The sequence below is a fragment of the Shewanella sp. S1-58-MNA-CIBAN-0166 genome (assembly GCF_040310085.1).
Classification (GTDB): domain Bacteria; phylum Pseudomonadota; class Gammaproteobacteria; order Enterobacterales; family Shewanellaceae; genus Shewanella.
This window is the reverse complement of sequence record NZ_JBEOPN010000001.1, coordinates 102,967-126,962: the sequence shown is the minus strand read 5'-3', so window position 1 is coordinate 126,962 and position 23,996 is coordinate 102,967. Positions and strand designations below refer to the sequence as shown.

Sequence of the window (23,996 nt, the reverse complement as noted above, 5' to 3'; positions counted from 1 at the left end):
TAAAAGGAGGGGTTAAAATAGGCTTTTTTGTTATGCGAACAATCAAGGGTAAGGTTAACCTTTCTTGATAAAGACTTTATTGGGTTATTCAGGCAGAATTCACGCCTTAATGATGTGATGGATAAACCAACGTGAACAGTGAACAAGAAAGCGCGAATGCCCGTTTAGGACTGATATTTGTTTCTATAGCAGTATTTTTCTGGGGTATTTTGCCTATAGCATTAAAGCTATCAGGTGGATTCATTACACCAGTTACTCTGACCTGGTTTCGGTTTGTCATGGCGTTAGTCGTGACCTTGTTAATTCAATGGCGCTTAGGTGCATTACGTCAATTTGTCGGTTTACCTTCATTAGTATGGTTGAAATTGGTGCTCGCTGGCGTGCTGTTGATGTGCAATTACGTGTCGTTTGTTTATTCGTTGGGATATCTAGCTCCAGGCACTGCACAGCTTAACTTCCAAACTGCGCCTTTTTTCTTGGCATTTGGTGGGGTGTTGTTTTTCAAAGAGCGTTTTAATGCATTTCAGTTAAGTTGTTTTGCCACGCTTGGACTGGGCATGCTGATGTTTTTCCATCCGCAGCTCGATTTAAATCAAGCAAGTGATCATCAAGTGTTGGTTGGGATTATGATTGTGCAGTTTTCGGTGATGTCGTGGACCAGCTATGCTTTGTTACAAAAGTCGGTGAGCCAACGTCTGTCACCCAGTAATGTACTGTTATTTATTTACGCATTAGGCATTGTGCTTATGGCGCCATTTAGTGACTTTAGACAGTTTGAAGCTATGACGCTCGATCAATGGTGGATAGTACTTTTTTGCGGCGCCAATACTTTGATTGCGTATGGCTGTTTTGGTCAAGCAATGCAATATTGGCCCACGGCACAAGTCAGTGCCATGTTGGCATTAACACCGGTATTGAGTTTTACTGCGACAGAAGTTGTGGTCAATCTTGGTTGGTGGAGCGGGGTATTTGCCGGTGCCGATATTGATGTATTGTCATTTGCTGGCATCGTTATGATTGTGTGTTCGGTGTTTGCCGTGCAAATTGTCCCCTTGTATCAAAAGCGTAAGCAGGCAAAAGCGTTCAGGACTGTATTGTAAATAGTCGCTAGGCATTAACTATGTTGCGCAAGGTAATAGAGCGTTAAGCCAAATGCGCTAAATAGTGTGCCGCCAATTATCATCATCCACAATAAGGTTTTATCTTGTTTAGCTGATTTTGTAGCGTCAAGGAATGGCGAGCCAAATATTTGTGCAACGACGAGTAAAAAATCCATGTAGATTACCTATCGGGTTAATTCATTCGAGAATGATAATATTACCTACATTCTTGCAGTAACCAAATTAATTAGTGTTAATTAGTGTTAATTGGTTTTATCATTTTTAGCTTATAAAGAATTGGTTTAACCAAAAGCGGAAAACAAAAATGGAGCCCTTAGGCTCCATTTTTTGTGTCATTCAACTGAATGATTAACCGTTGTCACGTGGCTTACGTGGACGACGCTCTGCACTTGCAGGGCGGTCACTAGCCGGACGATCACCCGCAGGGCGGTCAGTACGTGGACGGTCACTGCGAGCACGATCACTACGTGGGCGACGTGGAGCGCCTGCGCCGCGAGTCGTGTCAGCAAACACTTCATCACCCGCTTCACGAATGTTTAAAGGACGACCACACACACGCACTTTTCTTAGGTGCGAAAGGATGTCTTTAGGCATTCCGTCTGGTAAATCAACGGTTGTGACTTGATCAAACAATTGGATTTGACCAATGAAACGGCTATCGATGTTTGCTTCGTTAGCGATAGCGCCAACGATGTTACCTACACCAACACCATTTTCACGACCTACATCGATAACATAACGATTCATTTTAACGTCTGGGTTATCTTTTAAGCCTTCTGCATCGCCAAAGCTATTTGGTGCTGGACGGCTACTACGCTCGCCACGGTCACTGCGTTCACGACGTGGACGGTCGCTGCTACTATTGCGATCACCACGGTCACTACCACGATCACTACGTTCGTCACGTGAATCACGTTGACGTTCGGTAATCGTTGGTAACTGTAGTGGACGCTCTTGCTGTACTTGTTGTAACAATGCAGCAGCCAGTAAATCGGTATCAACTTCAAGTTGTTGACATAATTCAGCTACAGCGTTTTTCATGAAATCTAAGTCACCGTTAATGGTTTCTTGGATTTGCTCGCCTAAACGAGATAAACGACGCTCTGCAACTGATTCAGGGCTAGGCACTTTCATTGGCGAAATACGGCTGTTTGTAGCGCGTTCGATAGTGCGTAACATACGCATTTCACGATTGGTTACAAATAGGATTGCCATACCAGTACGACCAGCACGACCTGTACGACCGATGCGGTGAACATAGGCTTCTGAATCATAAGGAATATCATAGTTTACTACGTGTCCAATACGTTCAACGTCAAGACCACGTGCCGCAACGTCAGTCGCGATTAAAATGTCTAACTTGCCGCGCTTAAGCTGCTCAACAGCACGCTCACGTGCTTGTTGATTCATGTCACCATGTAATGGAGATGAAGCATAACCACGGGCTTCTAATTTTTCTGCTAATTCAACACAGCTGTTACGGGTACGAACGAAGATGATAATACCTTCAGTATTTTCAACTTCTAAAACACGTACTAACGCTTCTAGTTTATTGTGTTGTGATACTTGCACATAACGTTGGTCGATAGACTCAACAGTTGTCTGGCTAGACGCTATGCTGATGTTCACTGGGTTTGTTAAGTGCTTAGCTGCAACGCGCTTAATTTGCTCAGGCATAGTGGCAGAGAATAATGCAAGTTGGCTGTCAGTAGGCTTGTGCTCTAATACCCATTCGATATCATCGATGAAGCCCATTTTTAGCATTTCATCGGCTTCGTCTAATACTAAGGCTTTTAGATTATCTAGCTTTAATGTGCCACGACGCATGTGATCCATTACACGACCAGGAGTACCAACAATCACTTGTGGTCCACGCTTAAGGGCGTTTAATTGTTGTTGCATGCTTTGACCACCGTAAATCGGTAGTACGTGGAAGCCTTTCATGAATTTGGCATAACTACCAAATGCTTCGGCAACTTGAACCGCTAATTCGCGGGTTGGTGCTAACACTAAAATCTGTGGAGCATTGATTTTCATGTCGATTTTGTTTAGTAAAGGCAGGGCAAACGCGCCTGTTTTACCGGTACCGGTTTGTGCTTGACCGATAATATCTTTACCAGCCATAAGCGGGTCGATACTAGCAGCTTGAATAGGAGTTGGGTTTTCATAACCTAACTCGTCAAGCGAACGCAACAAAGACTCAGACAGGCCGAGTTCGCGGAAAGTTCTTTCAGATGACATTGAGTTGTAGCCTTGTGGATGCGCACGAAGTTCGGAAGCTCGTGCTAAAGTTTCACAGACAGAAAATCAACCCCGTGTCGATTTCCCGCGCCGATAAGGGGGCGTATTATAGCAGCAACAATGCTAGTTGACCACGTAAAAACTGAAAATAAACATTAAATTGCCTATTCTAGTTTAAGATTGGCCTGATTCTTGATTTTTAAGATTTGTTAATTGGTTGAAAAATGAACATTTGTTGGCGTGAATTAGGCTGTTTATGGGGCCTTGGTCAGCTTATCGATGCTGAGCATTTGATATACTGTTTCAGCAACCGCCACAATAAAGTCGATGTCTAACGTGGCTATTGTGTCGTCGACCGTATGATATTTCGCGTGGGGTGGTACGCCAAAATACACCCAGGAGTAGCCCGCTTTATGAAATGGATAGTGGTCTGAGGCTCTGAGCCAATCATTTTTTTTCATCCGCCCACTTAATAAATTTGTGTGATGAGTGCGAATACATAATTGGGTCTGTTGCATCAACAACGGTTTGATTGACTCAAAATTTGACAGATTTTTTTGCCCTTCCATGTAGATTGCTCTACGACGATCTGGGTGGCCTATCATGTCCAAGTTTACACTTAGCTCAATGTCCATCTGTGGGTATTGCTGCAATAACGTCACTAATTCATAGCTGCCATATAAGCCTGGTTCTTCAGCGTCGGTTGCCACAATCATCAAATTAACATCATCTAACGGCGGATTTTCCTGCCATTGGGCTGCAATTGCCATCATTCCGGCAATGCCTGAGGCATTATCATCAGCACCTGGATACATTTTATTGGCCGTTTGACCTAAGTGATCATAATGAGCGGTAATCACTCGCCATCGGTTTGAGCTATTTTTTGCCGCAATAGTGGCAATAACATTGACCCCAGAGACGGTCGAAAATTGATGTTGAAAACTAAACGGGACGGCAAAAGTTTGCTGCCAGGGTTGTAAGCCCATCTCTGTAAATCGTGTGATTAAATACTCTTGAGTGAGGCGGGCGCCTTCAGAGTCAGTCTTGCGGCCTTGAAATTCAGTGGAACTCAGTGTGGTGATATCTTCAGTAATTTGGCTATGGGCGCTAGACCAAGTGGTGATAATAGCTGACGAGCATTGCTGAGGTATTTGGCTGCAGGCATTGAGTAAGCCGCACAATAACATCATAGCCAATACCTTGAGGTGAATTTGAGTAGTAAACATAATGTTATCTCCTCTCATTCACCTAAGGTTTGGTATGTGATCTCTGCTTGTTATTTGGCTTTTTTCGCCTTTACCCGTTTGTTGTGTAACGCCAACATCGGCTTTAAGAATCTCGCGGTATGAGACTCTGGGTGCTCTGCTACTTCTTCTGGGCTGCCTGCAGCTAAAATCATGCCGCCGCCAGCACCACCTTCAGGGCCTAAATCGATAATCCAGTCTGCGGTTTTAATCACATCTAAATTATGCTCAATCACCACAACAGTGTTGCCATGAGATTTTAAGCGATGCAATACTTCTAACAATAGTTGAATATCGGCAAAGTGAAGCCCTGTAGTGGGTTCATCTAAAATGTATAAGGTTTTACCTGTATCGCGTTTAGACAGCTCTTTGGCCAGTTTAACGCGCTGAGCTTCACCGCCAGATAAGGTGGTCGCGCTTTGCCCTAAGCGAATGTACGACAAGCCGACATCCATTAAGGTTTGCAATTTACGAGAAATAGATGGAATCGCATCAAAATAGCCACGAGCGTCTTCAACCGTCATTTGCAGCACTTCGTGAATGTTTTTGCCTTTGTATTTTACTTCTAAGGTTTCGCGGTTATAACGCTTACCTTTACACGAATCACAAGGCACATAAACATCAGGTAAAAAGTGCATTTCCACTTTAATTAAGCCATCACCTTGGCAGGCTTCACAACGACCGCCCTTGACGTTAAACGAGAAGCGACCCACTTGATAACCACGGGTGCGCGATTCTTGTGTGCCAGCAAACAGTTCACGTATTGGGGTGAAAATACCCGTATAGGTGGCAGGGTTCGAGCGTGGCGTGCGGCCAATAGGGCTTTGATCAATATCGACTACTTTGTCGCAATGATCCATGCCTTCAATACTTCTGTAAGGCGCAGGTTCGTCCACGGTAGCGCCATTGAGCATCCGATGGGCAATTTTAAAGAAAGTGTCGTTAATCAGTGTCGATTTACCTGAACCCGATACGCCAGTAACACAGGTAAACAATCCAACTGGAATGGTTAAATCAACATCTCTTAGGTTATTACCCGATGCGCCAAATAACTGAATCACCTTTTTCGGATCGATAGGGGTGCGCTGGTCACTAATGTGTATTTGCTTTTTACCGGAAATATATTGGCCCGTAACCGACGCTTCACAGTTAAGAATATCTTCTAGCGTACCGTCACAAATCACTTCACCGCCATGTACACCGGCACCTGGGCCAATATCGATAATGTGATCGGCTAAGCGAATCGCATCTTCATCGTGTTCAACCACAATCACGGTATTGCCTAAATCACGCAGGTGGATCAAGGTTTGTAATAAACGTTCGTTATCGCGTTGATGCAAGCCTATTGAAGGCTCATCAAGCACGTACATCACGCCCACTAAACCCGCACCAATTTGGCTGGCTAAGCGAATACGTTGCGCCTCGCCACCTGATAAGGTTTCGGCTGAGCGTGACAAGCTTAAATAGTTAAGCCCCACATTGACCAAGAAGCCAAGGCGTTGACTGATCTCTTTTAATATTTTTTCGGCAATTTGCGCGCGTTGTCCTTCAAACACTACGGTGTCGAAGTATTGTTTAGCTTCGCCAATCGACCAAATGGTCAGTTGCGGTAGGTTTAACTCACCAATAAATACGTTACGGGCTTCTTCACGTAAGCGCGAACCACCACAACTATTACAAGGCTGCATATTAATAAATTTAGACAGCTCATCGCGTACCGAGTTACTTTCGGTTTCACGATAACGGCGATCCATATTATTTAAAATGCCCTCAAACGGATGATTACGGATCACTACGTCGCCGCGGTCATTAATGTATTTAAAGGCAATATTTTGTTTGCCAGAACCATATAAGACAATCTTTTTAACTTTGTCGCTTAGTTCGGCATAAGGCTTCTCAACGTCAAACTTATAATGTTCAGCTAATGAACTGAGCATTTGGAAATAGTAAAAATTACGTCTATCCCAGCCTCTAATCGCGCCGCCGGCTAATGAGAGTTCATCATTAGCAATCACTCGCTCAGGGTCAAAAAACTGCTGCACACCTAAACCATCACAAGTTTGGCAAGCTCCGGCCGGATTGTTAAACGAGAAAATACGCGGCTCAAGTTCGGCCATCGAATAGCCACAATGCGAACACGCGAAATTAGCTGAAAATATCAGTTCTTCGGCTTTGCTATCATCCATACTGGCAATTTTTGCAATGCCACCCGACAATTCTAAAGCGGTTTCAAACGACTCAGCCAAACGCTGTTTCATGTCCTCGCGTACTTTGAAGCGATCGACAACCACTTCAATGGTATGTTTGATGTGTAAATCTAATGTTGGAGGATCGGTTAAGTCACATACTTCACCGTCAATACGGGCGCGGATGTAGCCTTGTGCCGATAAGCTTTCCAGCAACTTAACGTGCTCACCTTTACGGTCGTTAACCACTGGCGCAAGCAGCATTTGACGGCTGTCTGCCGGCATCGCCAACACTTTATCCACCATTTGACTCACTGTTTGCGCCGACAGCGGCTGATTATGCGTTGGGCAGCGAGGCTCGCCCACACGTGCAAACAACAAGCGTAAATAGTCATAGATTTCGGTAATGGTACCGACGGTCGATCGCGGATTGTGCGAGGTTGATTTTTGTTCAATTGAAATGGCAGGGCTAAGGCCTTCAATATGATCTACATCGGGTTTTTCCATTAAGCTCAAGAATTGACGCGCATACGCCGACAGCGATTCGACATAACGACGTTGGCCTTCTGCATACAAAGTATCGAAGGCTAATGATGATTTTCCTGAACCGGATAACCCAGTTATCACAATAAGTTTGTCACGGGGAATGGTTAGATTGATGTTCTTAAGATTGTGGGTTCGGGCACCGCGTATTTCAATTTTATCCATCTATATCACTCTATGACTTATGTAAAACAAAACAGCGATCAGTATCGCATAGTTTGTTGGGGGACTTCATATCAATTTTGACTATGTTGGTTTCATGGTACGCATAAAACTCAGCTAAAGTTTAACATGCGCAGATAAAACACCTTATATCAAAAACTGTGATTTCCTTTTGAGCTAATTTCTGGCGCTGTGATAATATGCGCACCTTATAATATTGTTGAATTACTTATCGAAGGGCAACAGCATGGCCAGTAATGGACTGTCGGGTATGGAGAAAAAGGTCGCATTTTCGTTAGCCAGTGTGTTTGGTTTACGAATGATGGGATTGTTTATGATTATGCCTGTCTTCGCGCTGTATGGTCAGCACCTTGAAGGCTTTTCACCGCTATGGGTGGGTATTGCCATTGGTGCTTACGGATTAACCCAGGCTTTTTTACAGATCCCAATGGGCATTTTGTCCGACAAATACGGACGTAAGCCGATTATTCTAGGTGGCTTGGTATTGTTTGCCATTGGTAGTTTAATTGCCGCATCATCGGATCACATTTACGGGGTGGTGTTTGGTCGCGCAGTCCAAGGTATGGGCGCAATCGCTGCCGCCGTGTTAGCGCTTGCCGCCGATTTAACTCGAGACGAGCAACGCACTAAAGTCATGGCGATTATCGGCATGTGTATTGGCTTTTCATTTGCCTTGTCATTATTGGTCGGGCCTATTGTGGCGCAATACATGGGCTTAACGGGGTTGTTTTTATTAACAGCAGTTCTGGCAGTATTGGGCATGTTAATTGTGCAGTTTTTTGTTCCCAATCCTATTAGCCAAGCGCCTAAAGGCGATACGGTCGCCACTCCGACAAAATTAAAGCGTATGTTGTTAGACCCGCAGTTATTTCGCCTAGATGCAGGTATTTTTATTCTGCACTTAGTGCTAACCGCGGTGTTTGTTGCATTGCCGCTCGATTTGGTGGATGCCGGTTTAGTCAAAGAAAAGCATTGGATGCTGTACTTCCCCGCTTTTGTTGGTGCATTTTTCTTAATGGTGCCGTTAATTATCATTGGGGTGAAACGCAACAACACCAAAACCATGTTCCAGTTGTCGTTAATGATCATGATGGTGTCACTTGCCGCGATGGGGCTGTATGCCGATAACCTTTGGGTGTTAAGTGGGGCTGTAGTGCTATTTTTCACCGGCTTTAATTACCTTGAAGCATCATTGCCAAGTTTGATTGCTAAGTTTTGTCCTGTCGGCGATAAAGGTTCGGCTATGGGCGTGTATTCAACTAGTCAATTTTTAGGCGCATTTTGTGGCGGCATGTTAGGCGGCGGAGCTTATCAGCTCGTTGGCGCATCTGGGGTGTTTTTTGTTGCGCTAGGGCTAATGTGTGTGTGGTTATTTTTGACCCTCGGCATGCAAAAGCCTGTGTTATTGAAAAGCTATACGCTTGAAGCTACAGTAAAAGATAGAAGCGATGCACAAGATATGGCCAGTAAATTGTCACAGTTAATCGGTGTTGTAGAGGCCATTGTGGTGCTCGAAGAGAAAGTGGCTTATTTAAAGGTCGATGATAAATTCAATTTAAGCGAAGCGCGAGCTGTGTTAGGCTCTGTGAATTAGATCGTGTAGATCATTCAGCTTAGTATTCAGTTAAAGTAAACAGATAAAAATCTCAGGAGATTTCGATGGCTAGTCGTGGTGTGAATAAAGTGATTTTGGTCGGTAACTTAGGTAAAGACCCTGAGGTTCGTTACATGCCAAACGGCAATGCTGTTGCCAACTTTACTATAGCGACAAGTGAGTCGTGGAAAGACCAACAAGGTCAAATGCAAGAACGTACCGAGTGGCACAACATTGTTATGTATCGTCGTCTTGCGGAAATTGCTGGCGAGTACTTAAAGAAAGGCTCTAAAGTTTATTTAGAAGGCAAATTGCAAACCAGTAAGTGGCAAGATCAGACTACCGGTCAAGACCGTTATAAGACTGAAATCAACGCTATGGAAATGCAAATGTTAGACAGCCGCAACTCAGGTGATAATGCTGGTGGTGGTCAGTATCAAGGGCAAGGTCAAAGCTCTGGGCAAAACGCCGGACAAAATATGGGACAACAACAGTCTCGTCCTGCACCAGCACCTCAAGCTCGTCAGCCACAAGCGCAATACAATCAAACTGCGCCTGCTGCAGGTAATGAAGCTTACCAAGCTCAGCCTAATGCTGGCCAGCAAGGTGGTGGTTACCAGCAACAATCTGCGCCAGCGCAACAAGCTGCACCTGCTTATGCACCAAAGCCAGCCGCTGCACCTCAGGGTAATTTCCAACCACAAAATGCTCCTGCACAGCGTCCAGCACCACAGCCACAACAAAACTTCACTCCAGATTTAGATGAAGGCTGGGATGACGATATTCCGTTCTAATTTTCACTAGAGATTACATAATCCAATGTGTTGATTAAAACTTTTAAGGCCTGCTTTTGCAGGCCTTTTTGTTTTCTACGTTAGAGAAGCAACGAGACTGACTCTGCCAGCAGTATCTTTATGGTGTAAATATCACTGTGGCAGTTTTAGGATATAAAATGTTTTATTCAATTAAAACAGAGTATTCATCAAGTGACTTATGACCTCTTGCCGTCAGAAAGCTCAACAACGCTTCGGGGCTACGGTTCAGTAAGCGTTCAATTGGAAACCCCACTGTTTCAATGACCTCAATGGCTTTTTCAAACTCGCCTAAGCTAAAAGCAACATGCGAGTCAGAACCCATAACGAGCAGTCCACCTGCTACTTTTACTGCATTAGCTATTTCAATACAGTTGCATTTACTGCCTTTTCTCGACGTCAAAAAAGAGGAGTTATTTATCTCTAGTGCCACGTTATGTTTGGCAGCGGCAGCGGCGACGCGCTTAATATCGATCGGATAAGCAGGGTTGCCTGGGTGAGTAACAATGTCGACATTACCACTTTCAATACAGTTGATGAGTGCTGTAGTGTGAGCCTCTTTAGTCGATGGTGGGAAAACGGGTTCATGGAACCCTGCCAACACAATATCGAGCTCCTTTAAATAATCACCAAAAAAATCAATCTCGCCATGTTCATTTTTGATATTCGCTTCAATGCCGCGCAGCACGCCAACACCGTCAACAATTCTAGGTAACACTCTCATATTTACAAAGTGCCAAAAATGGGGCGCATCAGCCATATCTGGGCCATGATCGGTAATGGCGAATAACTTGATACCTTTGGCTTTCGCAACACAAAGGTAATCATGGAAGGTACTATAAGCGTGAGTTGACGCTATAGTATGCGCGTGAATATCAACAAGGAATTTCATGGCGAGTCTCGTTCTCTGAATCAAAAACAGTAGGCATCAAGTCTACGCTGTTAACTGGGCTTTCTCTATGATCACTTTTGTTGATTACTTGCAGCAGGTATTGGGCATATTGTCGAAGATGCCTTGGCGTTATACATGGCTGTTTTCCGGCATTTGTAGTGAGCCAATCGGCCGCACATGATATTAACGATGTTGTAAGGCATTTGATCTGAAATAGGCCGAATGTTGTCACTTTGCCTTATATATTCCACTTCTTAACCCGAGTTGAGGCTGAATAATGAGAGATGAGTTAAGAGCGAAAATTATTGCCGTGTGTGATAAAAAAATTGCGGCGAAAGGCGATAACGTCGGTTTGTCATTTTATGCATTTTTTGCCAACAAAAATGATAATCCTCAATTGCTGATGGAAGCGGCAACATGGTGGATTCAAACACACCAATTGGATCATTTTGTGAAGGCCCACAAAATTAAACAAATGATTCATAATGGCTTGTAATAGTCTGAATAAATTATGTGCGGCGGAGCAATACTGACCAATATTCAATAAGTAACCGATATATAGATTAAGTCATGCCTTAATGATTAAGCTTAATCGCTTAACGGGTTTTTAGATGACACAAGTCGTTTTTGAACGATCAATCAAAATTGTACTAATAGTTTTGACCGTTTTAATGTTATATTTTCACTCTTGAGTGACATTAACGATATTAAATGTCGTGCTTAATACCGATATAGTTAGCAGATATTTTTTGAAAAAAGCCGGAGGAATGAGTGGGAATAATTGGTCGACTGTTAGTTATTGGCGCCACTTTACTATTTTTTAGTGGCTGCGCTAGCACCTCAACAGCGGGTGATCCATTCGAAGCGGTTAATCGAAAAAGCTGGGACTTTAATTACCAGGTCATGGATAAATATGCTTTAAAACCAGCAGCTGAAGGCTATGAAACAGTCCCTCAGCCGATCCGACAAGGTGTGACAAATCTGCTATCAAATCTAAGTGAACCTCTTTACGCAGTAAATAACCTCTTACAATGGAAAGTGACCGACAGCGGTAGCAGTGTTTTACGTTTTGTCGTCAACTCCACAATCGGCCTTGTGGGTCTTTTTGATCCTGCTACCGATATGGGATTAGTGAAAAAAGAAGAAACATTTGCGCAAACCTTTGGTGTTTGGGGTATTGGCAATGGACCGTTTATTATGTGGCCTGTTTATGGTGCCAGTACTGCACGTAATACCGTCGGCGATTTTGTTGATGTTTTTGTGTATCCCTTATCTATTCTGTCGTTTGAACAAAGGGCCGGAAAGTTTGTGTTGGAAGGTTTAGACAGTCGGATTGATTTTAAGCAATATGAACCCATATTAGACGGATCGTTAGATCCTTATGGCTATGTTAAAGATGTCTATTTGCAGCGAGATGCTCACTTGGTCAATGACGGTAAAGTGGCTGAGACTGAATCTGACGAATTTGATCTAGAGTTTGATGACGAACTATTAGATGATGAGCTATTAAATGACGCACCTGCAGACGACAAATCAGACGATCACACTGATTACAAGGTAACGGACTAGCCAATGTCAAACATCAAAACGTTTTCATCTTGTACGAGTGAATTAAAAAATATTCGCGAATTTGTGGTAGATGCATGCCGCGATTTTCCTTTTAGCGAAGGTAAAGTCAATGAAATCGTATTAGCCGTTGATGAGGCTTGTGCCAATGTTATTCGTCATGGTTATCACATGTCGAAAAAGGGCTGTATAGAAATCGTGGTCAGCAGTGATGATGAGCATGCGCTATTTGTGATTAAAGATGTGTGTTCGCAGATTACTGACAAGCAATTAATACCGGCAGAAAACAATTTATGTAAACCAGGTGGATTAGGCCTTTGCCTCATTCATTATGTGGCTGAAAAAGTAAGACTTATCCCACATAAAGGCAAAGGTAATTGGTTAGAACTGACGGTTAAATTTGAGTGATATAAAATGAATATTGAAATTGAGACACATAACAATTACCAAGTGGTTAAGCTTTATGGCGAGGTCGATCTGAGCAACTCTCGCAGTATCAAACTCGACATCATAAAGTTAATTAAGAGTAAAAATAACATCATTGTCGATTTCACCCACCTGCAATATATCGATAGCTCAGGCATGGCTTCACTGGTTGAGGCCTTCAATGAAGCCAGAGAAAATGACACTGAATTTCATATCGTTGGTGCCAATGGTTCACCGCTTCAAGTACTGCAACTAACCCGTTTAAACACGGTGTTTAACTTAGCTGATTCAGTAAGTGCTGTGAGTAACAATGGTTAACCCTATCATTACTGTAGAGCATTTGTTTGCCCAATATGGCGATACCCATGTACTCAAAGACGTCAATTTAGAGGTCAACCCCGGCGAAATTCTGGTGGTGATGGGCGGATCTGGTTCTGGTAAAAGTACCTTGCTTAACCATATGCTTGGGCTTAAAACCCCTACGTCAGGCACTATCATGATTGATGGTGTGAATATTTTTACGGCTAAAAATAAGCAATTACGTAACTTACGCAAAAAAATGGGCGTGGCTTTCCAAGGCGGCGCACTACTGAGTTCATTAACGGTGGCAGATAATGTCAGGTTACCTTTAGAGCACAACACTTCGTTGGATACCCAAACCATTGATATTATGGTGCGGATGAAGCTTGAATTAATGAACATGGCTGGAACAGGCCATCTAATGCCTTCGGAATTATCAGGCGGCATGCTAAAACGAGCAGGACTGGCTAGGGCCGTTATTATGGACCCTAAATTACTGTTTTTTGATGAACCTTCAGCAGGGCTTGATCCCACAACTGCAGTTGAACTTGACGAGCTTATTCTCACTTTGAGAGATGCCATGAACATGACTATCGTGGTGGTCACTCATGAGTTAGAAAGTGTGTTTAAAATTGCCGATCGCGTGGTGGTATTGTTTGCGGGTGAAGTGGTGGCGAATGGCACCGTTGATGAGATTAAAAACTCTCCAGATGAACGCATTCAAAACATGATCAACCGTCAACCGAACACTTACAGAGATGATGGTGAGGTTTATCTCAATCGTTTGTTAAATAAGGATGAAAAATAATGAATGCCTTGTTTAATTCAGTCAGTAACTTAGGTGCCGCAACGCGTAAAAATATTGAAAGTGTTGGCCTAGCAACATTATTTTTAATGCGTATCGTCAGCAGCCTATTCACTGGGCTGGTGTCATTTAAGCAAGTGATTAAGCAGATATATTTTATTGGTAATCGGTCTTTAATTGTCATTATTGTTGCGGCGCTCTTTACCGGTATGGTTGTGGCACTGCAGTTTTACGATACCTTAGTGCGATTTGGTTCAGTGGATTTATTGGGTTCGGCAGTTGCCTTGAGCCTGATTAAAGAATTAGGTCCGGTGATGACAGCATTAATGGTAATAGCACGAGTTGGCTCTGCGACCTGTTCAGAAATTGGTATTATGCGTAACGAGCAACAATTTGATGCGCTTGATTGCATGGCGATTAACAGTTACCGCTATGTGATGCTGCCAAGACTATTAGCGGCGTTGTTTTGTGTTCCCATGCTGACGGCCGTTTTTGACTTGGTGGGCATTGGCGGTGGCTATATCGTTGGAGTACACATTCAAGGAGAAAGTCCTGGTGCATATATTCAAGGTGTAATGGATACCATTAGCTTTAAAGATGTGCTGGTTGGTCAAATAAAGTCACTGGTATTTGGTTTGTTTATTATGTGGATACCTTTATATTACGGCTTTTATTTACACTTAAACCAAAAAAATATGGGCGCTGAAGGCGTCAGCAATGGCACCACTCAGGCGGTGGTAATGAGTGCAATTATTATGTTATTTAGTGACTATATCGTTAGCTCATTAGCGCTATAACTAGAGGTTTCAATGAAAAACAATTACGTCAATTTTCTCGTCGGCCTGTTTGTATTATTCGGGATTGGGGCCTTGGTATTTATGTCAATTACCATTGGTGGAGCATCGGTCACTAATAGTGGTAACTACACCTTAGTGGCTAAATTTGAAAATTCTTCAGGTTTAAAAGAAGGTGCCTTTGTCGAAATGTCAGGTGTACGTGTTGGATTAATTCAATCGATTAATTACGACCCTAAAGCGTATGAGTCAGTCGTTAAAATATCATTAGATAATGCGATTACCGTACCTGATGATTCGATAGCCTCTATTCGTACATCAGGTATTATTGGCGACAGATTTGTTAAAATATCTACCGGTGGTTCAGAAATAAACATGGCAGATGGTGAAGAGTTTATTGAAACAGAATCATCAATCAGCATCGAAGAGTTAATAAGCAAATATATGTTTAGTCAGGATAAATAATGAAATCAATAATTTTTTTAATCATGATGCTAGTGATGCCGTCTCTAGCTTTGGCGGCACAAGAACCAACAGAACGCGTTAAATTAGGTGTGACAGATATCATTAGTATCGCATCAAATAGCGCCTTGTCAGTCGAACAGAAAAAACAATCACTCAGTGATGTGATTGAAAAACACGTCGACATACAAGCCTCTGCACAACGAGTGTTAGGTAAGTATTGGAGACAGGCAAGCGATACCGAAAAACGTCAATTTATGGTGTTGTTAAAAGGCGTATTAGTCGATACCTATATTGTGTTGCTAGAACAGTATGATAATCAAACGGTTGATTACACCAATGAAACAATCAAGAAAAAAGTGTATGCATCAGTCGATACTGAAATTCATACCAAAGAAAATATCATTCCGGTTTCATATCAGCTTTATCAACGTAATAATGAATGGAAAATTTACGATTTTGTTGCTGAAGGTTTATCGATGATCCGTACCTTTAGTAACGACTATAAAAGTACTTTGAAAAAAAGCGGTGTCACTGGTTTGAATGAAGCCCTTGCTGCTAAATTAGCCCAAAAGTAAGGTTACCCTTGAATATTGATAGAGCATTAGCTAACAGCATTATTGATGAAACCTTATGGTTTAAAACCAATTTGGCAGTCACATTAAGTGAGTTTAATTATTACTTAATTAAAAAAAATGGCCAAGTCAGCTGTAATTTTTCATCCTTGTGTGATGAGCATTACACCCGGCTCTATCAACAATTTAAAGCATTGTCGTTACAACACAGTATTACGGAAATTGTGCCTCTAAAGGACGATGGAAAAATGTGTTGGGTGCTGCCTTTTGGTAAAGAATCGAGCTTATTTGACTGTATTATTCTGCTTAATTTACCTGCAGGAACTGAATCGCATCATGTTAGCTCGTTGTATTTTAGGCTTTTGTACCAGCTAAAAAGCTTCCAGTTTTCCGAAGCGTCATCACAACTTAACGCTGCCCAGGTGTGGATCCGCGATGAGATAGAAGAAATTTCGCGCTTGCAGCAATTGATGTTGCCAGACAAAGGTATCGTACTTAGCTCTGTTAAAATGGCTTATACCTATAAAGCGATGAAAGGTGCTGGTGGTGATTATTTAGACATTGTCGACCTTGGTAAAAGTCGCCCGGATGTCCAGGGTGATATCGGAATGATTATTGCTGACGTATCGGGTCACGGCCCTGCCGCGGCAGTAGAAACCGCCATGATAGATGCCATCTTACGCACCTTTGAACCGAAAGATTTAAACAGTAGTTCTTCTGAAGTGCTTAATTATATCAATCAACATTTTTTCACTAAAAAGCCTCGTGGCAGCTTTTTAACCGCTACAGTAATGCGTTATAACTTCCAAGAGAAAGAACTTATTTATGCTAATGCAGGCCATCCTCACGCCTATTTGAAAAAAGCCAACAGGCTGGTTGCCTTAGATCAAGGTGGCATTCCTATTGGGGTACTGCGTGAGCAAAATTGGGATACCTACCGGGTTAGTGTTGATGTAGGTGATATCTTATTTGTGTATACCGATGTGGTCATCGAAACGCAAAATGCCCACAAAGAATTATTTGGTTTCGATCGCTTAGAAAAAGCCATCAGCGCAGCACCCGATGAACCCGAAGCTATGCTGGAGTATCTGGAGCAGCAAATGAAACAGTTTTGCGGTTTTTCAGAGTTTCAGGATGATTTGACCATGTGCGCAATCCAGTTTATCTAAGCTAATTGAGTATTTAATCATTGAGAAGATGAAGATTGGGATGACGATATCCCGTTCTAGGACATCTCCAGTCACAGGTTTAATCTTTTTTATCAATAACTAAAAAGCCCTGAGTTACCGCTCAGGGCTTTTTTTATCTCACTGGTTTGTTGGGCTATTAAGCGGTTAATGCTTCAGCTGGGCCGAAGAATTCATAATGAATTTGGCTTTCTGGTACACCTAAGCTGGTGGCGATGGCCAATGCTGCTTTCATAAAACCGGTAGGGCCAAGCAGGTAAAATTCTACATCGCGGTCTGCAGGGAGTTGCTCTGCAATGATTGATGCATCAATAAACCCAGTGGCATGAGGTTGGCAGTGTTGTTCTGGCTGGCTGTAAACATACAAAGGTTTGATGTGGTCATGTGTTGAGGCAAGTTGATCGACATGGTGTTTAAACGCATGGACATCACTATTTATGGCCGCATGAATAAAGCGAATATCGCGTCCTGAACCCGCTTCAGTATTGAGCATACTAATCGCAGGAGTAATACCGACACCGCCAGTCAATAATATTAACGGCTTGGTGTTTTTTCGTAAGATGAAATCGCCACTGGGTGCACGTAATTTCACTTTATCGCCTAACTGAATATTGTTATGTAAGTGATTTGAAACCACGCCATTAGGTTCACGCTTGACGCTAATTCTTAAGTAATCTTTGCCTGCCGCGTCAGATAGACTGTAGTTACGACGCATTGATACACCGTCGATATCATCAAATACTAAGGTCAAAAATTGCCCAGCGTCAAAGTTTGGTAAGCCTTTATTATCAAAAGGTTGAAAGTAGAATGAGGTAATCACTGAGCTTTCATCTACACGTTTGACTAAAATAAAGTCACGCTCGCCACGCCAACCACCTTGTTGATGCTCTTTAGCTGTATAAATTGATTCTTCCGCCGCAATCAATATGTTGGCTAATTGGCCGTAAGCCTTGGTCCAAGCATCAATCACTTCGTCTGTTGCAGCATCACCGAGTACGGCTTTAATGGCTTGTATTAAACAACTGCCAACAGCGTCATATTGTTCAGGTAAAATGCCTAATGCAACATGCTTTTGAACGATTTTACTAACGGCATCACTTAAATTGCCCAATTCATCAATATTGGCACCGTAAGCAATAACCGCATTTGCCAGTGCTTTAGGCTGAGTGCCTTTGGCTTGGTTAGTTTGATTGAAAAATGGTAATACTTCTGGATGCTGTGCAAACAGTAATGGATAAAAATGGCTGGTGATGTCATTAGCGTAAATTTGCAGAGCCGGAACGGTGGCTTTAATAATTTGAACAGTTGCAGTGTCTAACATTAATGATTTCCTTCTAGGGAGTAAAATAGCGATAAGCTTCAATCAATTACCTTGTCTACCCATACATTGCACAGAACACGCCAATATTTATCTAGCTGATTTAGCAGGTATAATTTTCATAAGGGTTAATTTGACCTAGATCAATATATATGTCAAATTAACCTAAATTGGGTTAATTTGACATATTATGAATATTGTTCCCTTTATCGACATTGTAGAAGACTTAAATCGTGACCTGATAAAATCGGAACGATACTTACGACTGATTTTAGCGATTCAGCGCGCTATACCATGTGACGTAGTGGCCTTGTTGAAACTTAAACATGATCATTTAGTCCCTGTGGCTGTTGTAGGGCTAAAGCAACAAGCCCTCGCTAGACAGTTTTCGATCAACCACCATCCACGCTTACAGCAAATTTTAGCTAACCCACATATTACCCGCTTTGATGCCGACTCAACACTGCCCGATCCCTACGACGGTTTAGTCGATGATGGTAGTGAACAATTGCACGTGCATGACTGCATGGGCAGTACCATTTATATCGACGGTAAAGCGTGGGGCGTTTTAACCTTAGACGCCATGAAAGCAGGTAGCTTTGATGCGCTTAACCCAACCGAAACCCGCGCTTATATTGCTGCTGTGGCCGCTGCGATTAGTACCAGTGAACATATTGAAGCATTAGAAGTGCAAGTTGAACGTAATCATCAAGTGGCGCAGTGCATGTTAGCGACTGCTGGACCGTCGAGTATTATTGGAAACAGTGTCGCAATTACGGATTTATTGTCTGAGATAAATACCGTTGCAGCCAGCGATCTATCGGTATTAATCACTGGCGAAACTGGCGTGGGTAAAGAGCTGGTTGCCAAAAGTATTCATCAGCAATCACGTCGCAGCGAGCAACTACTAGTACAAATTAACTGTGCTGCATTGCCAGAAAGCATCGTCGAAAGTGAATTATTTGGTCATGTAAAAGGCGCGTATTCTGGTGCGGTAAGTGACCGTCGCGGCCGCTTTGAATTGGCTGATGGTGGGACATTATTTTTAGATGAAGTGGGTGAGTTACCACTTGCGGTGCAAGCTAAGTTACTACGTGCGTTGCAAAACGGTGAAATTCAACGAGTCGGCAGCGATAATATTATCGTGGTGGATGTCAGAATTGTTGCCGCTACTAACCGTAATTTACAGTTAGAAGTCAAAGAAGGTCGCTTTAGGGCTGACTTATATCATCGCTTGAGTGTGTATCCTTTACCTGTGCCACCATTACGGGATCGTGGTAAAGACGTTATTTTACTGGCTGGCTATTTTTTAGAAAAAAACCAACATCAGCTTGGCGTCGCGAAACTGAGGTTACAGCAAACCGCCATTGATCAGTTAACCCAATACCATTGGCCTGGCAATGTGCGAGAGTTAGAACACTTACTCAGTCGAGCTGCGTTAAGGGCTATTAGCGAGCAAGGGCGTCATGCCAGTATCATTAACATAAGTCGTGTTCATCTCGGTTCAGAGTTTGTTGTGAGCCATACAGTAGCACCAGCAATAGCCGAGGTTGATAATATCAGCGACAGTAATGTCGCAGCCGCATTATCGCAGGTGTTAACCCTTGGACTACGTGATTCAACCGATGAGTACCAACGACAAATAATACAGACGGTATTAGCGACCGAAAGAGGTAATTTAGCCGCTGTTGCCAGAAGTTTACAGCTGGATAGAAGCAATTTAATCCGCACCATGCGTCGTTTAGGGCTTGATCCTAACGCGGCATACTAAGAATGATATCCAAAGAAGCCGTGACGTGTGCGGCTAATTGTCTCGTCTGAAGTCATCTCGTTCTGCAGTAATGACGATTTGAGTTTAATTAGAATATATTTTGTTATTTCAGTAATATATTCCGAAAAATTCTGGTCTATATATACTGAGTGAAGTTGGATTAATTAGAGTTTCCTAAAGGATTAATGTTATGCAAAAAGGTTATGTAGGTCATATTTCGTTGGTGGTTGCCATCGTCGCAGTCGCGATTGCTGCTTTGATGGTTTTTGGCTCGTCACTGGGATTGTGGGACCCGATTGTCGGCTTTATGGCCAGTCGTAATTACAATAACCTGTTGGGTTATTTAGTGGTGGTGGTTGCGGTGCTGGCATTAGTGACCAGCTTTACCATTAAGCAAGACAGTAACGCTAAGGGCAAAGGCATATTAACCTCTACAATAGCGCTATTACTGGGCTTAGCTATATTGTCGCCAAGCATTATGGCGTTGGTTATCAAACCAGTGAAATATCCACCTATTCACGATATTACTACCAACACTCAATCACCACCGCAGTTTGAGTTTTTAACTGACAGCCGGGTTGGCGCTAAAAATAGTTTGGTATATGGCGGAGAAGAGATTGCCGCGCAGCAACTGCAAGCTTTTCCAAATATTCAACCAATTGCGTCAGACTTATCGGTAGAGGCGGCTTATGAAAAAGCATTAACTGTCGCTAAAGCCATGGGCTGGACCATTGTCGCTCAAGACCCAAAAGCACTGCGCTTTGAAAGTACGGCAACAACACCTTTTTTCAATTTTGCAGATGATGTCGTTATCGTCGTGTCTACACTAGAACAGGGCAGTCGTATTGATTTACGCAGCGTGTCGCGGATTGGTATTGGCGATGCTGGTGTGAACGCAAAACGCATTCAAGAATTTAGTCAGCGGTTCTCTGAATAGTCTGGTCTTGAATAAATTATGCAGCAGGTTTTAACCAATAAAAAGGAGCATAAAATGCTCCTTTTTATTAATGACGACAAAACGGTTAATTAACTTAAATGCTTAATCGAAGATACAGCTGCTAACGATTATTATGCTAAGTTTTGTGATGCGAGATATTTCTGACTTTAAATCAGCTTTTTAAATTAGCTCTTTAGCAGAACTGCCATTGTTTGTAGCCATCAATCAGTCGGTATCGCGCTTGATGGCCCTAATGTGAAAGTGTATAAAGCTTTTCATCAGTATTTTACTTGCCTAAAAAGCTATCAAAAAATACATAACAAACAGCGCTATATTGATGCTCTAATTGATATTGGCTGCTTATCATTTAACTGCAGTAAGTCCCAAAGATTGCCGTACAGATCTTCAAAAACCGCAACTGTGCCGTAGTCTTGCTCTTGAGGTGGGCGCACAAATTTAATCCCATCGAGTTGCATGCGGTTATAGTCGCGCCAAAAATCGTCGGTATTCAAAAAAAGAAAAACCCGTCCGCCGGCTTGGTTACCAATAAAATCATGCTGCTCCGGTTTAGATGCACGAGCTAGCAACAACGACACTCCGTTTGACCCAGGAGGCGACACCACAACCCAGCGTTTGTCTTGTTCTGCTTGATAGGTGTCTTCAATTAAATCAAACTTCAATTTATTAACATAAAAATCAATGGCTTCATCGTAATCATTCACCACTAGCGAGATGTGAACTATAGACTGTTTCATTATTATCCTTTGATAGCGTTGTAAATTAGCCAGTGAATTAGCCATTGAGTTAGCTAGTGAGTTAATGCAAATTTACTGTGCCGTCGATTATGCATTAATTAACCAGAACTCGGGATAACAAACGCCTCGCAAACTGCCTTTTGCCTTGCTAACTGCGTTATTTTTTACATGAGAAGACTTGCAATAGGCCAGCTATTGACGGGTTAATTCGTTTTGTTAGTAAAACAAATGACAAGTTTGAGAGCGGTTAATGACTAAGCTTAATATCTTTATCATTCTATTCTCATCTCTACTCCTAGTTGAGGTTAATTCGATAGGTATGGAGATATAGACGCATAAAAAAAGCCACAGCAATGAACTGTGGCTTACTGATACTAGCGAGTCAGTGAATTCTAAATCGATTAGTTCTTTTTAGAATATTTTGCAGCTTCTTCACCCGCTAAGCGACCGAAGGTGATGATGTCTGAAATGGCATTACCACCTAAGCGGTTAGCACCATGAACACCGCCAGTCACCTCACCAGCACCATACAAGCCTGGGATAACCTGCTTCTTAGCATTCATGACTTCAGCTTTAGTGTCGATCATCACGCCACCCATAGTGTGGTGAACACCAGGTGTGACTTCGATTGCGTAGTAGTTACCTTCGTTAAGTGCGCGCGGTAGGTTTGGACGCTCAAAATCAGTGTCTTTACCGCTACTCACTAAGCTGTTGTAACGCGCAACGGTTTCAGTCAGTGCTTTGCCGTCAATACCTTCCATTTTTCCTAATTTAACTAGGCTATCTGCCGTTGGTGCAACACCTAAACCAATATACTTATCAATTTTTGACAGTGATTTACGCACAGAATCATCAAAAATCAAATAAGCTGATTTACCGGTTTGCGCTAAAATAGCGGCAGACGCTTTATCACGAGTGGTAATTTCGTTAACGAAACGCTTACCTTCGCGGTTAACCAAAATCGCACCATTACCGCGTACCGCTTCAGTGACCATTACGCCACCTTTAACAGATAGTGTTGGGTGAGCTTGGATATACTGCATGTCTTTCAATGCGCCACCCGCATTTTCAGCCACATCCAGTCCATCACCTACTGCACCAGGTTGGTTAGTAGAGATAAAGCCTTTTAGTGAAGGATCAAGTTTAGCGACACGCTCATTATTTTTAGCAAAACCACCCGTTGCTAATATTACCGCATCGGCTTTCACCCAGTAGTAACCTTTGTACATACCCTTAACCAGAATACCTTTAACAGTGCCTTTATCATCTTTAAGCACTTCAATGCCGCGAGTGTTCATGCGTAAGTCGATATTGCGTTTCACTGCATTATCATAAAGTACTTGAACGACATGGGCACCAACACCAGCACCACCAGTTGGACGGTGTGCACGGTTAACAGATGCACCGCCCATCATGCCTACATCGGTTAAATCGGCACCCATCGCGGTCAGCCAATCAACAGAGCCTTTAGAGTGCGAAGTTAACACTTCAACCAATGCAGGATCGTTTATGTTTTGGCCACCTTTCATAGTGTCTTCGAACATTAACTCAGGGCTATCAGTAATTTTTTTAGCTTTTTGTTGATCAGTCCAAGCAGCGTTCATGCCACCTGCAGCCAACTTAGCATTACCGCCAATAACAGGCTCTTTCTCTATAAGAATGACTTTAGCACCACTGTCTGTTGCAGATATTGCAGCAGAGAAACCTGCGCCGCCAGAACCGACAACCACTACGTCAACAGTGTCGTGTGGGGCGCTAGCAAGAGCAGCCTGACGTTCTGATTTATCTTTGGCCAATTCAGCAATAGTAGGTTCGTCACGTAGCCATTTTTTAGCATAAGGCATGTTGAAATCGAAGCTGTGGCAAGAATCACAGTACACCATCGATTTTTCGTGGGCGCTGTGGCATGAGGTACAAGCTACTTCGCCAGGGAAATGGGAAGCATGAGCATTATAATGTTCATGTTTTGTGGTTTCAGCGACTTCCTCTAATGTGCCATGGCAAGATACACATTGGGCATTTTCATAGGTTAAGCTGTCGTTTGACAGTTCACCGTCTGGTGTATGACAGCTATCACACTCTTGGTTTTGTACATGGAATTCAGCTAAGTTATCAGCGGCAACAGCATTGCCCATTAGGCCTGCGGTGCCCATTAATGTAGCAATACAGACTGCAAGATTGATCTTTTTCATTTTTGCTCCCCCTTCTATACGTAATGACGGTTTATTCATTAACGATAGAAGCCTCTTATTGTTTTAGTTAGGCTGAAGTGAAACTGACTTCA

At 42.8% G+C, this 23,996-nt stretch carries 22 protein-coding genes; 14 read left to right on the top strand and 8 right to left on the bottom strand.

The genetic code is table 11. The features are described 5' to 3' along the window. Positions 1-131: 131 nt before the first annotated feature. The gene (locus tag AAEY99_RS00560) at positions 132-1,100 is read left to right on the top strand and encodes a DMT family transporter (protein ID WP_351008518.1); all 969 of its coding nucleotides are present in this window, start codon (positions 132-134) and stop codon (positions 1,098-1,100) included. Between the two features lie 14 nt (positions 1,101-1,114). On the opposite strand, the gene AAEY99_RS00555 is transcribed toward AAEY99_RS00560, so the two are convergent. The 4 genes from AAEY99_RS00555 to uvrA form a co-directional block, all read right to left on the bottom strand. After that, positions 1,115-1,276, bottom strand: a complete 162-nt coding sequence (locus tag AAEY99_RS00555) for a hypothetical protein (RefSeq protein WP_162024045.1) — start codon at positions 1,274-1,276, stop codon at positions 1,115-1,117. A gap of 193 nt (positions 1,277-1,469) precedes the next feature. Continuing rightward, on the bottom strand, positions 1,470-3,362 hold the full coding sequence (locus AAEY99_RS00550; protein ID WP_101084976.1) for a DEAD/DEAH box helicase: 1,893 nt from the start codon (positions 3,360-3,362) through the stop codon (positions 1,470-1,472). 254 nt (positions 3,363-3,616) lie between these two features. Next, a complete protein-coding gene (locus AAEY99_RS00545) occupies positions 3,617-4,588 on the bottom strand; it encodes a M20/M25/M40 family metallo-hydrolase (protein WP_351008514.1) in 972 nt (323 codons plus the stop codon). Positions 4,589-4,638: 50 nt separating this feature from the next. Next, positions 4,639-7,500, bottom strand: a complete 2,862-nt coding sequence (uvrA, locus tag AAEY99_RS00540) for an excinuclease ABC subunit UvrA (protein ID WP_351008511.1) — start codon at positions 7,498-7,500, stop codon at positions 4,639-4,641. A 244-nt stretch (positions 7,501-7,744) separates the two neighbouring features. Between uvrA and AAEY99_RS00535 the strand changes: the two genes are divergently transcribed. Continuing rightward, positions 7,745-9,112, top strand: coding sequence for an MFS transporter (locus AAEY99_RS00535; RefSeq protein WP_101084979.1), 1,368 nt, complete (start codon positions 7,745-7,747; stop codon positions 9,110-9,112). A 65-nt stretch (positions 9,113-9,177) separates the two neighbouring features. Beyond that, positions 9,178-9,906 (top strand): single-stranded DNA-binding protein, encoded by a 729-nt coding sequence (locus tag AAEY99_RS00530; protein WP_162024042.1) that lies wholly within the window; start codon positions 9,178-9,180, stop codon positions 9,904-9,906. 163 nt (positions 9,907-10,069) lie between these two features. Here the strand turns inward: AAEY99_RS00530 and AAEY99_RS00525 are convergent, their stop codons facing one another. After that, positions 10,070-10,816, bottom strand: a complete 747-nt coding sequence (locus tag AAEY99_RS00525; RefSeq protein WP_351008508.1) for a phosphatase — start codon at positions 10,814-10,816, stop codon at positions 10,070-10,072. 277 nt (positions 10,817-11,093) lie between these two features. On the opposite strand from AAEY99_RS00525, the gene AAEY99_RS00520 reads away from it, so the two are divergent. The 9 genes from AAEY99_RS00520 to AAEY99_RS00480 all read left to right on the top strand — a co-directional run bounded on the left by AAEY99_RS00520 (position 11,094) and on the right by AAEY99_RS00480 (position 16,913). Further along, positions 11,094-11,312 (top strand): DUF6500 family protein, encoded by a 219-nt coding sequence (locus AAEY99_RS00520; protein ID WP_162024040.1) that lies wholly within the window; start codon positions 11,094-11,096, stop codon positions 11,310-11,312. 275 nt (positions 11,313-11,587) lie between these two features. Continuing rightward, complete coding sequence (locus AAEY99_RS00515) at positions 11,588-12,385, top strand: MlaA family lipoprotein (protein WP_351008505.1); 798 nt, start codon at positions 11,588-11,590, stop codon at positions 12,383-12,385. Between the two features lie 3 nt (positions 12,386-12,388). Next, positions 12,389-12,790, top strand: coding sequence for an ATP-binding protein (locus tag AAEY99_RS00510; RefSeq protein ID WP_101084984.1), 402 nt, complete (start codon positions 12,389-12,391; stop codon positions 12,788-12,790). Positions 12,791-12,796: 6 nt separating this feature from the next. Further along, positions 12,797-13,126 carry an STAS domain-containing protein gene (locus AAEY99_RS00505; RefSeq protein ID WP_011639120.1) on the top strand — a complete coding sequence of 110 codons (330 nt, stop codon included), beginning with the start codon at positions 12,797-12,799 and terminating at the stop codon, positions 13,124-13,126. After that, a complete protein-coding gene (locus tag AAEY99_RS00500) occupies positions 13,119-13,916 on the top strand; it encodes an ABC transporter ATP-binding protein (protein WP_101084985.1) in 798 nt (265 codons plus the stop codon). Before AAEY99_RS00505 ends, AAEY99_RS00500 begins: the two co-directional genes overlap by 8 nt. Further along, the gene (locus tag AAEY99_RS00495; RefSeq protein WP_162024038.1) at positions 13,916-14,710 is read left to right on the top strand and encodes an MlaE family ABC transporter permease; all 795 of its coding nucleotides are present in this window, start codon (positions 13,916-13,918) and stop codon (positions 14,708-14,710) included. The genes AAEY99_RS00500 and AAEY99_RS00495 overlap by 1 nt, the downstream gene beginning before the upstream one ends. 12 nt (positions 14,711-14,722) lie before the next feature. Next, complete coding sequence (mlaD, locus tag AAEY99_RS00490) at positions 14,723-15,172, top strand: outer membrane lipid asymmetry maintenance protein MlaD (protein ID WP_101084987.1); 450 nt, start codon at positions 14,723-14,725, stop codon at positions 15,170-15,172. Then, positions 15,172-15,747 (top strand): MlaC/ttg2D family ABC transporter substrate-binding protein, encoded by a 576-nt coding sequence (locus tag AAEY99_RS00485; protein ID WP_101084988.1) that lies wholly within the window; start codon positions 15,172-15,174, stop codon positions 15,745-15,747. The genes mlaD and AAEY99_RS00485 overlap by 1 nt, the downstream gene beginning before the upstream one ends. An 8-nt stretch (positions 15,748-15,755) precedes the next feature. Next, on the top strand, positions 15,756-16,913 hold the full coding sequence (locus AAEY99_RS00480; RefSeq protein WP_101084989.1) for a PP2C family protein-serine/threonine phosphatase: 1,158 nt from the start codon (positions 15,756-15,758) through the stop codon (positions 16,911-16,913). A gap of 157 nt (positions 16,914-17,070) precedes the next feature. Here AAEY99_RS00480 and hmpA read toward each other — a convergent pair whose 3' ends face one another. Further along, positions 17,071-18,252: an NO-inducible flavohemoprotein gene (gene hmpA, locus AAEY99_RS00475; protein ID WP_182743785.1), complete on the bottom strand. Its 1,182-nt coding sequence runs from the start codon at positions 18,250-18,252 to the stop codon at positions 17,071-17,073. A 187-nt stretch (positions 18,253-18,439) separates the two neighbouring features. Between hmpA and norR the strand changes: the two genes are divergently transcribed. Beyond that, positions 18,440-20,020, top strand: a complete 1,581-nt coding sequence (norR, locus tag AAEY99_RS00470) for a nitric oxide reductase transcriptional regulator NorR (RefSeq protein WP_162024036.1) — start codon at positions 18,440-18,442, stop codon at positions 20,018-20,020. A 190-nt stretch (positions 20,021-20,210) separates the two neighbouring features. After that, positions 20,211-20,957: a DUF1499 domain-containing protein gene (locus AAEY99_RS00465; protein WP_351008499.1), complete on the top strand. Its 747-nt coding sequence runs from the start codon at positions 20,211-20,213 to the stop codon at positions 20,955-20,957. A 329-nt stretch (positions 20,958-21,286) separates the two neighbouring features. Here the strand turns inward: AAEY99_RS00465 and AAEY99_RS00460 are convergent, their stop codons facing one another. Then, a complete protein-coding gene (locus AAEY99_RS00460) occupies positions 21,287-21,712 on the bottom strand; it encodes a VOC family protein (protein ID WP_351008496.1) in 426 nt (141 codons plus the stop codon). 401 nt (positions 21,713-22,113) lie between these two features. Continuing rightward, a complete protein-coding gene (locus AAEY99_RS00455) occupies positions 22,114-23,904 on the bottom strand; it encodes a flavocytochrome c (protein WP_351008493.1) in 1,791 nt (596 codons plus the stop codon). Between the last annotated feature and the right edge of the window lie 92 nt (positions 23,905-23,996).